Annotated in this window: 10 protein-coding genes; 7 read left to right on the forward strand and 3 right to left on the reverse strand. The window is 73.1% G+C overall.

Annotated features, from left to right (window positions below):
- Window positions 1–44: 44 nt before the first annotated feature.
- Complete coding sequence (locus J2S41_RS06925; RefSeq protein ID WP_374728115.1) at window positions 45–2,435, reverse strand: phosphoketolase family protein; 2,391 nt, start codon at window positions 2,433–2,435, stop codon at window positions 45–47.
- 100 nt (window positions 2,436–2,535) lie between these two features.
- Complete coding sequence (locus J2S41_RS06930) at window positions 2,536–2,757, reverse strand: hypothetical protein (protein WP_310364516.1); 222 nt, start codon at window positions 2,755–2,757, stop codon at window positions 2,536–2,538.
- Between the two features lie 24 nt (window positions 2,758–2,781).
- On the opposite strand from J2S41_RS06930, the gene J2S41_RS06935 reads away from it, so the two are divergent.
- From J2S41_RS06935 to J2S41_RS06950, 4 genes are all read left to right on the forward strand, one after another.
- Window positions 2,782–4,317 (forward strand): alpha/beta hydrolase fold domain-containing protein, encoded by a 1,536-nt coding sequence (locus J2S41_RS06935; protein ID WP_310364517.1) that lies wholly within the window; start codon window positions 2,782–2,784, stop codon window positions 4,315–4,317.
- A gap of 67 nt (window positions 4,318–4,384) precedes the next feature.
- On the forward strand, window positions 4,385–4,711 hold the full coding sequence (locus tag J2S41_RS06940; RefSeq protein WP_310376315.1) for a PadR family transcriptional regulator: 327 nt from the start codon (window positions 4,385–4,387) through the stop codon (window positions 4,709–4,711).
- Window positions 4,708–5,634, forward strand: coding sequence for a hypothetical protein (locus tag J2S41_RS06945; RefSeq protein WP_310364520.1), 927 nt, complete (start codon window positions 4,708–4,710; stop codon window positions 5,632–5,634). Before J2S41_RS06940 ends, J2S41_RS06945 begins: the two co-directional genes overlap by 4 nt.
- Complete coding sequence (locus tag J2S41_RS06950) at window positions 5,606–6,436, forward strand: serine hydrolase (protein ID WP_310364523.1); 831 nt, start codon at window positions 5,606–5,608, stop codon at window positions 6,434–6,436. Before J2S41_RS06945 ends, J2S41_RS06950 begins: the two co-directional genes overlap by 29 nt.
- Here J2S41_RS06950 and J2S41_RS06955 read toward each other — a convergent pair.
- Window positions 6,417–7,361: a 5'-3' exonuclease gene (locus J2S41_RS06955; protein ID WP_310364528.1), complete on the reverse strand. Its 945-nt coding sequence runs from the start codon at window positions 7,359–7,361 to the stop codon at window positions 6,417–6,419. The two genes, J2S41_RS06950 and J2S41_RS06955, sit on opposite strands and share 20 nt — an antisense overlap.
- A gap of 150 nt (window positions 7,362–7,511) precedes the next feature.
- On the opposite strand from J2S41_RS06955, the gene J2S41_RS06960 reads away from it, so the two are divergent.
- The 3 genes from J2S41_RS06960 (at window position 7,512) to J2S41_RS06970 (ending at window position 11,994) form a co-directional block, all read left to right on the forward strand.
- A complete protein-coding gene (locus tag J2S41_RS06960; protein WP_310364531.1) occupies window positions 7,512–8,762 on the forward strand; it encodes a glycosyltransferase in 1,251 nt (416 codons plus the stop codon).
- Complete coding sequence (locus tag J2S41_RS06965; protein ID WP_310364535.1) at window positions 8,755–10,245, forward strand: lipopolysaccharide biosynthesis protein; 1,491 nt, start codon at window positions 8,755–8,757, stop codon at window positions 10,243–10,245. The genes J2S41_RS06960 and J2S41_RS06965 overlap by 8 nt, the downstream gene beginning before the upstream one ends.
- Window positions 10,246–10,437: 192 nt before the next feature.
- Window positions 10,438–11,994: an O-antigen ligase family protein gene (locus tag J2S41_RS06970; protein WP_310364537.1), complete on the forward strand. Its 1,557-nt coding sequence runs from the start codon at window positions 10,438–10,440 to the stop codon at window positions 11,992–11,994.
- Window positions 11,995–12,003: the final 9 nt, after the last annotated feature.

Raw genomic sequence — 12,003 nt, forward strand, 5'->3', positions numbered from 1 at the left:
CCCGGGGGATCGTTTTCCCAGCCGTACCCCCGGGCGGGTTGGATCTAGAGGGACCAGTCCCGGACCTCGGGCATGTCCTCCAGGTGCTCGACCACGTAGGCCTCGTGCTCGGCGAGCTTCTGCTTGCACCAGTCCTTCAGGTCCGCCGCGCCGCGCGGCAGCCGGGTGGCGTTGTTGATCGCGTCCATCACGAGGTGGTAGCGCGACGCCCGGTTCCGTACCGTCATGTCGAACGGCGTGGTGGTGGTGCCCTCCTCGACGAAGCCGCGCACCCGGAACCGGTCCGCGTCCGGCCGGCCGTGGATGAGCTGGTGGATCGCGCCCGGGTAGCCGTGGAACGCGAAGACCACGTCGACCGTGTCGGTGAACAGCTCCGTGAACCGGGTCTCGCTCATGCCGTGCGGGTGGTCCTTCGGCCGGACCAGGCCCATCAGGTCGACCACGTTGACCACGCGCACGGAGAGCTGCGGCAGCCGCTCCTTGAGGATCTGCGCCGCGGCCACGGTCTCCATGGTCACCACGTCGCCGGCGCAGGCCAGCACGATGTCCGGGTCGCGGCTGCCGTCGTCGGTGCCGGCCCAGGCCCAGATGCCGGCGCCGCGCGCGGCGTGCTCGACCGCCTCGTCCATGGTCAGCCACTGCGGCTGCGGCTGCTTGTCGATCACGATCAGGTTGATGTACGACCGCGACCGCAGGCAGTGGTCCGCCACGCTGAGCAGCGTGTTGGCGTCCGGCGGCAGGTAGACCCGGGCGATGTCGCCGCGCTGGGTGAGCACCACCTGGATCAGGCCGGGGCCCTGGTGCGAGAAGCCGTTGTGGTCGTTGCGCCAGGCCGTGGACGTTAGCAGGATGTTCAGGCTCGGCACCTTGGCCCGCCAGTCCAGCCGGCGCGACTCCTGCAGCCACTTGCCGTGCTGCACGGTCTGCGACGCGGAGACCATGGCGAACGCCTCGTAGGTGGCGAACATGCCGTGCCGGCCGGTCAGGTTGTAGCCCTCCAGCCAGCCGTGGCAGTTGTGCTCGGAGAGCACCTCCATCACGCGGCCGTCCCGGCTGATCGCGGTGTCGTGCTCGAACGTCTGCTCCATGAACCCGCGGTCGGACGCCTCGAAGACCGCGCCGAGCCGGTTGCTGTTCGTCTCGTCCGGGCAGAACAGCCGGAACCGGTCGTCGTTCGCGCGGTAGACGTCGCGCAGCAGCTCGCCGAGCTTGCGGGTGGACTCCGCCTTGATCGTCGCGGGCGCCGGCACGTCGATCGCGTACCGCCGGAAGTCCGGGATGTCCAGGTCCTTGGTGAGCAGGCCGCCGTTCGCGTGCGGGTTCGCGCTCATCCGCAGCGTGCCGCCCGGGTTCAGCCGGGTGACCAGCTCGACCGGCCGGCCGTTGTCGTCGAACAGTTCCTCCGGCCGGTACGACCGCATCCACTCCTCGAGCATGCGCAGGTGGTCCGCGTTCTCCCGGACGCCGGAGAGCGGCACCTGGTGCGACCGCCAGGTGCCGGCGACCTGCGTGCCGTCCACCTCGTCCGGGCCGGTCCAGCCCTTCGGCGTACGCATGATGATCAGCGGCCAGCGGGGGCGGGAGCCGTCCCAGCCGCCGCCGCGCGCGCTCTCCTGGATCGCCCGGATCCGGCCCCACGCGTCGGCCAGCGCGGCCGCGAACCGCTTGTGCATGCCGGGCAGGTCCGCGCCGGAGACCTCGATGACGTCGTAGCCGTGCCCCTCCAGCAGCGCGTGCACCTCCTGCGGGCTCTTGCGCGCCAGCACGGTCGGGCCGGCGATCTTGGCGCCGTTGAGGTGCAGGATCGGCAGCACCGCGCCGTCGCGGGCCGGGTTGATGAACGAGACGCCCTTCCAGGAGCCCTCCAGCGGGCCGGTCTCCGCCTCGCCGTCGCCGACCACCGCGATCGACAGCAGGTCGGGGTTGTCCATCACCGAGCCGAACGCGTGCACCAGCACGTAGCCCAGCTCGCCACCCTCGTGGATCGAGCCCGGCGTGGTGACGGAGACGTGACTCGGGATGCCGCCCGGCGCGGAGAACTGGCGGAACAGCCGCGTCATGCCGGCCTCGTCCAGCGACACCCGCGGGTAGACCTCGGAGTACGTGCCCTCCAGGTAGCCGGCCGCGACCAGCGCGGGGCCGCCGTGGCCGGGGCCGGCGAGGTAGATCGCCTCCTGCCCGGTCCGCTGGATCAGCCGGGAGACGTGCGCGTAGATGAACGACAGGCCGGGGCTGGTGCCCCAGTGCCCGAGCAGCCGCGGCTTGATGTGCTCGGCCGTGAGCGGCTCCCGCAGCAGCGCGTTCGCCCGCAGGTAGATCTGGCCGACGGTCAAATAGTTGTTGGCCCGCCACCAGGCGTCCAGGCTGGCGATCTCGTCCTCGCCCGGCTCGCCGAGCGTCTGCAGCAGGTTCTCGTCGACGGTGGTCACAGTCACCGCGTACCCCCTCATGCGATCTCTCTCGCGCTCCAGCCTGACGGAACCGGGACGCGCTCGCAGGGGGACGCGGACCTCCCCGGCCCGGGTCTTTGGTCCCTTACCCCGCCTTGCGCCGCGCCTCCAGATGCCGCTTCCACTGGTCGCGCGCCTCCTGCGTGCAGCCCTGGAGCGCGTCGCCGGAGATCGTGGCCGGACCGAAGATCTTGGACAGCTGCCGCCAGACCCAACCGCTGACCCGGGTGATCGAGGCCGCGTCGCGGGCCTGATCCTCGCCGAAACCGGCCCGCTCGCAACCCGCGCGGCGTTCACTGGAGCCCACGTCGCTTCGACAGGGGAGGCCGCCATGCTCAGCTACTCCACCGGCCCCGGTGACCTGGACCGGATGGTCGCGGACGGGCACGCCGTCGTGGAACGCCAGCTCCAGCACCTGGCCGCGGGCCGCGGGGACCGTCGCGTGCTGGCCGACCAGGTCTCGTACGAGCTGGCCCGGCAGACCGACGCGGAGGAGCGGGTGCTCTGCCCCGCGCTGGCCCGGACCGGTGCGGCCGAGGAGGCCCGCCACCTGCGCGACGAGAACCGGCGGCTCAAGGAACTGCTCGTGGTGATCCAGCAGAGCGAGCCCGGCGATCCCGAGTTCGAGGAGGCGGTCACCGAGCTGATCACGGACGTCCGTCAGCACGCGGCCGAGGAGGAGGACGAGTACCTGCCGCGGCTGCGGCACCGGCTCGGCCCGGAGCGCATGCCCGAGCTCGGCCGCGACTGGCTGGCCGCGATGCGTGCCGCGCCGGCCCGCCCGCACCCGTACGGCCCGGCGGGCGCGCTCGGCCACCGGCTCACCGACCCGGCGGCCGCGGTCGTCGACCGGCTCCGCGACCGCGTCTCCGGCCGCCGGGACGTGCTCGCCACCGACCCGTCCGGCCTGCTCGACCCGCAGGCGCAGCGCCTGATGGACGCGTTCGCCGCGCTGCACCCGGCGCCGCTGGAGACGCTCACCGTGGGCCGGGCGCGCCGCCGCCCGGGGCTGGCCGCCGCGGTCCGCGCGCTGGTGCCGGACCACGTGCCGGAGCCGGTCGGCGACGTCCGGACCGTGCCGATGCACGGCGGCCCGCCGCTGCGCGTCTACCACCCGTCCGGTGGCCAGGCCGAGCGGTTGCCGGTGATCGTGTGGGCGCACGGCGGCGGCTGGGTGCTGCCCGAGACGGCCGAGACGGACACGATCTGCCGCGCGCTCACCAACCGTACCGGCGCGATCGTGGTCTGCCCCGAGTACCGGCTCGCGCCGGAGAATCCGTTCCCGGCCGCGTTCGAGGACGTCCGGGGTACGTACCACTGGCTGGAGCGGCACGCCCAGGTGCTGGGCGGGGACCCGGGGCGGATAGCCCTGGCCGGCGAGTCGACCGGCGCCACCATGGCCGCCGCCACCGCCTGGAACCTGCGCCTCACCCACGGCACGCTGCCCGTCGCGCTGCTGCTGGTGCACCCGCTGGCCACGATCGCGCCGCACGGCGACAGCATGATCTCCGAGGCGGACGCGAAGCCGCTGACCCGTACCGCGCTGTCCTGGATGCTGGCGCACGCCGTGCCCCCGGACGCCGGCTCCGACCCGTGGCTGGACCTGCTCTCGCTCCCGGCGGAGACGCTCACCGGCCTGCCGCCCACGCTGCTGGTCACGGCGGACCGCGACGTCCTCCGCGACCAGGCCGAGGCGCTGGGCCACCATCTCGCCACCGCGGGCGTGCCGGTCACCACCACCCGGTACCCCGGCGTCATGCACGGTTTCCTGGCGGCGATTCCGCTGCTCGACGCCGCCCAGCGGGCCGTGGCCGAGTGCGCCGCGCACCTCCGCCGCGCCTTCGCCGCGCTGCCCACCACCCCCTGATCGATTCCGCGCGGCGAGGCCTTGACCATAGGTTGATCATTTATCTATGGTGGGCGGCGTGAAAGCGATGAGGGAACCGACGTTCTTGATCCTCACCGCGCTGGCCGAGGGGCCGCGGCACGGTTACGGCATCCTCCAGGAGGTCGCGGAGCTGAGCGGCGGGCGGGTGCGGCTGCTCACCGGGACGCTCTACACCGCGCTGGACCGGCTCACCGCGGAGGGCATGGTCACGCTGGACCGGGAGGCGGTGGTGGACGGGCGCCTCCGGCGGTACTTCCGGCTCACCGAGGCGGGCCGGGCCGCGGTCACGGCGGAGACCGCGCGGCTGCGCGACCTGGCCACCGCGGCGGAGCGCCGGCTCGGCACGGCGCGGCGATCGGTGCGGCCGGCATGAGCGACGGCGACCGCCTCCTGCGGCGGCTGATGATCTGTTACCCGCGGGACTATCGGCGGGAGCGCGGCGAGGATCTGCTGGCCACCATGGTGCAGGCGGCCGGCGGGCGCACGCGGCCGACCGCGCGGGAGGCGCTCAACCTGGTCGCGCACGGCCTGCGGGCCCGGATCGGCCGGCCGGCCAGCCGGACCGTGGTCGCGTGGGTGCTGGTCGCGGCCGTGATCGGTGGGCTGTACGCCGGGTCGTTCGGTGCGTGGCGCACGACGTACGCCGGGCCGGGGGCGCCGGCCGGCCAGGTCCTGATCGAGGAGAGCGTGCCCGGGGTGGAGATCTCCGCCGTGGACACGCGGGACGACCGCACCCTCCTGGGCTGGGTGCCGCCGGTCAGCACGGCCGACCGTCGGCCGATGGCGGCGCTGACCGTGAGGACCGACCTGGACTCGCTCGCGGCGGGCCTGCGCGCCGACGGCTGGACCGTGCGGTCGTCGGAAACGGTGCTGGCCACCCGCGACGGGCTGGCGCTCACCGCGACCCGGACCGGGACCGACGGGGTGACGGACGTGCGGATCGACGCGGCGACGGCGTGGCTGGCGTGGCCGGCCGGGATCGCGAGCGGGCTGCTCGGGGGCGTGCTCGCCTTCCTGGCGGTGGCGTGGGCCGCGCGCCGGACCGGGCCCGGGCACCCGATGCGCGTGGTGGTCAACGTCTTCTTCGGGATCGCGATGGCGGTGTGGTGGGCGCCGGTGCTGGCCGGCGTGTCGCGCCGGTTCGGCGGGGAGGCGTGGATCGCGCGCGTGTTCCAGGACTGGCCGAGCCCGCCGGAGGCGGCCATGCTCGGCGTGGTGGGCGCGGCGGCGGCGCTGGGCGGGCTGGCGCTGGCTACCATTCCGCCCCGTGCGGAGCAGCGACGGGCCGGCGCATGAGGTGCGGCGGCTCTACCGGGATCGGGCGGCGGAGGCCGGCGGGCGCTGGCATGCGCTGATCACGCATCGCGGGACGCCGGTGGTGGACGACGACGCGGACGCGGTGCTGCGCGGATACAGCGTGCAGAAGCTGGCGGTCGCGGTGGCGGTGCTGGACGCGGTCGACCGGGGCCGGTTCGGGCTGGACCACCTGGTCGACGTGCCGGCCGGGATCGTGCTGCCGGGCAGCGGGATCTACGCGTTGCAGACCGTGTGGGGCGACCGGGTCACGGTGGCGAACGTGCTCACCGCGATGCTGCTGGTCTCGGACAACACCGCGGTACGGCTGTGCGGCCGGCTGGTCCCGGCGCGGGAGATCAACGAGATCCTGGCGGCCAAGGGCTTCGCCCGCACGCGGGTCGAGCCGGTCGAGGACCCGCACCGGTTCTTCCTGGGCGTGACCACGCCGCGGGAGACGCACGACCTGCTCACCCGGCTCGCCGGGGGCACGCTGCTGTCGCCGGCCGGCTCCGCGTTCATGCTGGGCGTGCTGCGCGGGCTGAGCGGATACCACGACGGCGTACGGCGGGAGATGTCGTCCGAGCAGCGGTCCCGGGTGGCGAGCAAGTACGGCGCGGACTGGGAGGACGGCTTCGCCTCCCGGCACGAGGCGGGCGTGGTGTTCGACCGGTCGGGCCGGCCCGCGCTGGTGTTCAGCCTGTTCGCGGACCGGCTCGGCGACGTGCTCAACTACGGCGGCACGCACCCGGCCGTGCGGGCGCACGCGGCGCTGGGGCCGGCGCTCATGCGCCTCGCCGACTGACCGCGTCCACCAGCCGCTGGCAGGGGCCGGCCAGGTTCCACTTCTCGGCCAGCGCGAAGAGCGCGTCCGCGTCGACCGGCGCCGGCGGCAGCGCGAACGAGGAGGACGGCAGCGGCACGTCCGTCGCGACCCGCACCACCGGGCCGGCGGCCCGCAGGTAGTCGCGGGCGGCGGCGAGCTTGGTGCGCAGGCCCGCGGCGAACCCGGCGGCCGGGTCGTCCAGCGCGGCCAGGATGTCCTCGATGCCGCCGTAGCGCTCGACGAGCCGCGCCGCGGTCTTCTCGCCGACGCCGGCCACGCCGGGCAGGCCGTCGCTCGGGTCGCCGCGCAGCGCCGCGAAGTCCGCGTACCGCTGGGGTGACACGCCGTACTTGGCGCGCACCAGCTCCTCGTCCGCGTCGTCCAGCTTGGCCACGCCGCGGCCGCAGTAGAGCAGCCGGGTGCCGCGCGCGTCGTCGACCAGCTGGAACAGGTCGCGGTCGCCGGAGACCACCTCGACCGGACCCGGCTGGGTGACCGCGAGCGTGCCGAGCACGTCGTCGGCCTCGTAGCCGTCCACCCCGAACGCCGGGATGCCGACCGCGGCCAGCAGTTCGAGGATGACCGGGATCTGCGGCACGAGCGTGTCCGGCACCTCCTCGACGGACGGCGCGACCGCGACCCGGTGCGCCTTGTACGACGGGATCAGCGCCACCCGCCACTCCGGCCGCCAGGACGCGTCCAGCGCGCAGACCACCCGGTCCGGCCGGCGCGTGCGGATCAGCGTGGCCAGCATGTCGGTGAAGCCGCGCACCGCGTTGACCGGGCTGCCGTCCGGCGCGCGGGCGGCCGACTCCGGGATGCCGAAGTAGGCGCGGAAGTACAGGCTGGGCGCGTCGACGGCGAGCAGCGGTGGCTGGTTCACACCCGTCACACTAGCCAACATGGGAAGGTGATCCTCAGGAGGATGGAAAGCGTATCAACGGTTGTCGTTAGATGAATGGACAGTGACGTTGCGGCATCTCCAGGGCGAAAGCTTCTCACACAAAGGCCCCCCGGTCGCCACGGTGGAACCGAGCCAACCTATTGTCTGCGGGTGTCCCCGCCTCCTACCTCTCGGGCCGTTACCGTGACCGCGAACAGCGCCGCAGAAGCCCCGCAGACCGACCGACGGCCGCTGCGCATCGGCATGATCGTGATCAGTCAGTACGAGTCCGATCCCCGCGTCCGCCGTCAGGCCGAGGCGCTGGTCGCCCGCGGCGACGAGGTGACCGTGCTCGCCCTGCACGCCGAGGGCCGTCCGCGTGAGGACGTGGTCGAGGGCGTGCGCGTGATCCACCTCCCGGTGAAGAAGTACCGCGGCTCGTCCGCCAAGGCCTACCTCGGGCTGTACGGCTCGTTCGGCGCCCGCGCCACCGCCTGGCTGACCCGGCACCCGCGCCGCTTCGACGTGCTCCAGGCGCACTCGATGCCGGAGGCGCTGGTCTTCGCGGGCATGGCGCAGCGGCTGGCCGGCGTGCCGCTGCTGCTCGACGTGCACGACCTGACCAGCAAGCTGTTCGCGGCCAAGTTCGAGGGCAAGAGCGCGATCATGTCCGGCGTGCGGCTCTCCGAGCGCGCCGCGCTGCGCTTCGCCACCGAGGTCATGACCGTGCACGAGGAGTACGCGGACCTGGTCCGCGCGGACACGAGGAAGCCGGTCTCGGTGGTGATGAACTGCCCCGACGAGCGCCTCTTCAGGCCGCGCCCGGAGCCGCTGCGCTGGGACCCGGACGGCGAGGTCGTCTTCAGCTACCACGGCCTGATCGCGCCGCGGCACGGCCTGGTCAACGTGGTCAAGGCGCTCAAGGACGTGCGCGAGTCGATGCCCGGCGCGCGCGTGCAGATACGGGGCGGCGGCGACGGCATCGACGAGGTGGCCGCCACCGCGCGGGAGCTGGGCGTCGAGGACGCGGTGGACCTGCCCACCGGGCTCTACTCGATGACCGAGATCGTCGGCGAGCTGGCGAACGTGCACATCGGCCTGGTCCCGAGCATGCTGGACCCGTGGACCGAGGGCGTGCTCCCCACCAAGCTGCTGGAGTACTCCGCGCTCGGCGTCCCGTGCATCACGTTCCGGAACCCGGTGATCGAGCGGTACTTCCCGGAGGACGCGGTCACCTACGTCGACCCGGCCACGCCGGAGACGCTGCGCGAGGCCATGATCGCGCTGGCCAAGGACCCGGACCGCGCGCTGGCGCAGGCCGCCCGCGCCGCGACGGTGATGGAAGGGCTGCGCTGGAGCGCGCAGAAGGAGATCTACTTCAGCGTCATCGATCGGCTGGCGGCCCGGAAGAACCGTGGTTGAGCAGGCGACCGAGGAGCGGCCGGCGGCGGCCCCCCGGATGATGCGCAGCGGGGCGGCCAGCCTCGCCGCGCTCGTCGCGCTGGGGCTCACCCGGCTCGTCCACGGCGCGCTGGTCGCGCGGGCCACCGAGCCGGAGACGTACGGCCTGGTCGGCTCGCTGGTCGCGGTCAGCACGATCGCCAGCCTGCTGCTGCCGGCCGGCCTGGCCAGCGCCGCGTCCCGGTTCATCCCGTTCCAGCAGGGCCGGGGCGACCAGGGCGCGGTCGGCGCGGTCGACCGGATGCTCTCCCGCCTGGGCCTGGCCGGCGCGGCCGTCCTCGGCGCCGGCGCGGGCGCGGTCGCCGCGTTCGTCTACGACCTCGGTGCGCTGGACGTGCTGCAGGTCGTGCTGCTCTGCGTGACGTTCTGCGCGTACACCGTGCAGAAGGCCACGCTCTACGCGTTCGGCGAGGTCGCGCACTACGCGAAGCTGGAGCTGGCTTCCTCGGTGCTGGCCGTCGGCAGCACCGTGGCGGTGGTCCTGGCCGGCGTGCCGCTCTACCTGCTCCCGCTCGCGCTCGGCTACGGCCTCTTCGGCCTGGCCGGCTGGGCCCGGCTGCGCAGAACCAGATCCGAGATCCGCCGGGGGTACGGCCGGGGCGCCGTCCCGGACCGCCGGGAGATCTGGATCTACATCGCGCTCGCCTGCGTCGGCACGGTCTGCGCGAGCGGCTTCCTCCAGGGCACGCAACTGCTGGCCGGCGCGTTCGCCTCGCGCGAGGCGGTGGCCTACTTCGCCGCCTCGGTCACACTGGTCGCGCCGTTCTACTTCCTGCCCCGCGCGCTCGGCATGGTGCTGTTCCCGGCGATGGCCAGGGCGCACGGCGCCGGCGACGCGGAGGCGGTGCGCGCCCAGGCGGACATCTCCACCCGCGCGCTGCTGGCCGCGCTCGCACCGCTCTTCGTGGGCGCGATCCTGCTCGCGCCGGAGGTGCTCACGATCTACGGCTCGGGGGTGTACGCGGACGGCGCGCCGATCCTGCGCCTGATGCTGGCCGGTACGTACCTCGCGGTCGTCCCGGTCGCCGCGGTCAACTCGCTGTCCAGCGGCGAGCACGTCCGGGTGCCGACGCTGGCGGCGGTGGCCGGCGCCAGCACCGGACTGGTCGCGGTAGCGCTGTTGTCCGGCCCGTTCGGCGCCACCGGCGTCGCCGGCGGGTACGTGCTGGGCACCGCGATCACGGCCGGCATCCCGCTGGTCACCGCCTGGCGGTTGCTCCGGATGTCCTGGTTCGGCCCGGTCCTTCGTGCACTCAGCGTAGTCGGGTCGGCACTTGTTCTCGCGGCCGTCCTGGACCACCTCGACGTGGGTGCCGTCCTGGACGTCACGGCCGCTCTGCTAGGCGCTGCAATAGGTGCGTCGGTGCTGGCGGGAGACCTCCGCAAGCTCTGGCGCGACGGTCGCGGCAGGCCCGCCACCCCGGGTAGCGGTGACGCAGCGTGAAGGGTAGCCTTCTGGCGGACGTTGGTTGCATGTCAACTTCCGCTAACCGTAGATTTGGCCGGAGACCGTTCGATGGGCCGGTGCGGCCCGAGGTCGCCGCCACTGTCCTTGTCCGACGGCGTTCGGCCCCCGCGGGGCCGACTATGACCGCCACCGGCTCGGTGGCGGCGGGAAGAGTTCAGGTTGTCTTCGATGGTCCTCGCGCGTGACGCCGAGCGGGATGACGCGGCGCCGACGGCGCGACGTCAGATCCCCCGCTGGTTGTCCGGAGTCCTGCTCGTCCTGCTGTCCTTCCTCCTCGTCGAGGTCGTGCTCGAGGCGTGGATCCAGGTGCTGTTCAGCAGCACCACGATCGACGCCCAGTACCGGGTCGTGGAAGACCTGCCGACCTGGCCCAAGACCCTCAAGAACGCCATCTACCTCAGCCTCCTGGCGATCAGCGCGCTCGTGGTGCTCGTCGAGCGGCGCTGGCGGGAGTTCACCACCAAGGCCGACCTGGCGCTGCTCGTGCTGGGCGTGGTGCTGATCCTCGCGGGCCTGGTCAACGGCTCCGAGATCTCGCTGATCGGCCAGGCCGGCTACGTCTACCTGCGCGGCGTGATCGTCTTCTACGCGTGGCGGGTCGCCTTCCCGTCGCAGACCGCGATCCGCTGGGCGCTGGTCCCGGTCGGCGTGCTGGTCGTGATCAACGCGATCGTCGCGATCTGGCAGACGCTGGCCGGCTACGCGGCCTTCCAGGCGGTCGGCTGGAACAACATGACCTGGGCCCGGATCAACCGGGCGCACGGGCTGATGGACCACCCGAACCACCTGGGTCACTTCATCACGCTCGCGCTGCTCGGCCTGCTCTGCTGGTTCCTCGTGAAGAAGCGGGTCGGCTGGCAGTGGTGGCTGCTGTTCGGCTTCGTCGCGCTGGCCGGCTCCGCCACCCAGTCCCGCGAGTCCGCGCTCGGCTTCGTCGGCGCCGCGATCGTGCTGGCGATCCTCCGCCGCGGCAAGTACGTGGTGATCGCGGTCGCCACCGCGATGGTGCTCGCGTTCGCGGTCGGCCAGGTCGCGATCTCCCCGGAGAACCGCGCCGAGCTGGCCCGCCGCCTCCAGGGCGTGTCCAGCGCGCTGGACCTGCCCAGCGGCGCGGAGCAGGAGGGCTTCTGCGTCGAGGGCAACCGCGGCTGCGAGGAGGAGAACAGCATCCCGCAGCGCGAGGTGCGTGTGCTCTACGCGCAGCAGGGCGTCAAGCTGTTCTTCAAGCGCCCCATCCTCGGGTACGGCATCGGCCAGTTCGGCGGCATCGCGGCCTACACCGCGGACCCGGAGTGGTACAAGGACACCCGCTTCGGCCCGGAGGGCTTCGAGCTGTACGGCTCCAACGAGAAGCAGGTCGACTCGTTCTGGCTGCACCTGCTGGTGGAGACCGGTCTGCTCGGCGTCCTGGCGTACCTCACCTGGATCTTCTTCCTGGCCTGGCCGCTGCTGCGCAGTTCCTGGGCGGACCGCCGCGAGCGGTGGAAGGAGCACCGGGCCGGCCCGACCACGCTCTGGGGCATCGCGGCACTGGTCTTCGCGGGCCTGGTCGCCGCGCTCGCACCGTCCCTGGAGGACCCGGTCTTCCCGGCACTGCTCTTCTCCGTGCTGGGCATCTCCTGGGTGATGCTGTCCCGCGCCGGCGCCCGGACCCCGGCCGCCGTCACCGAGACCGCCGCACCCGCCGACGAGCCGACCGCTCGCCGTACCGACGAGGAAAGCTAGGGGGCGACC

It is taken from the genome of Catenuloplanes atrovinosus (assembly GCF_031458235.1).
In the GTDB taxonomy this organism is placed as follows: Bacteria; Actinomycetota; Actinomycetes; order Mycobacteriales; family Micromonosporaceae; genus Catenuloplanes; species Catenuloplanes atrovinosus.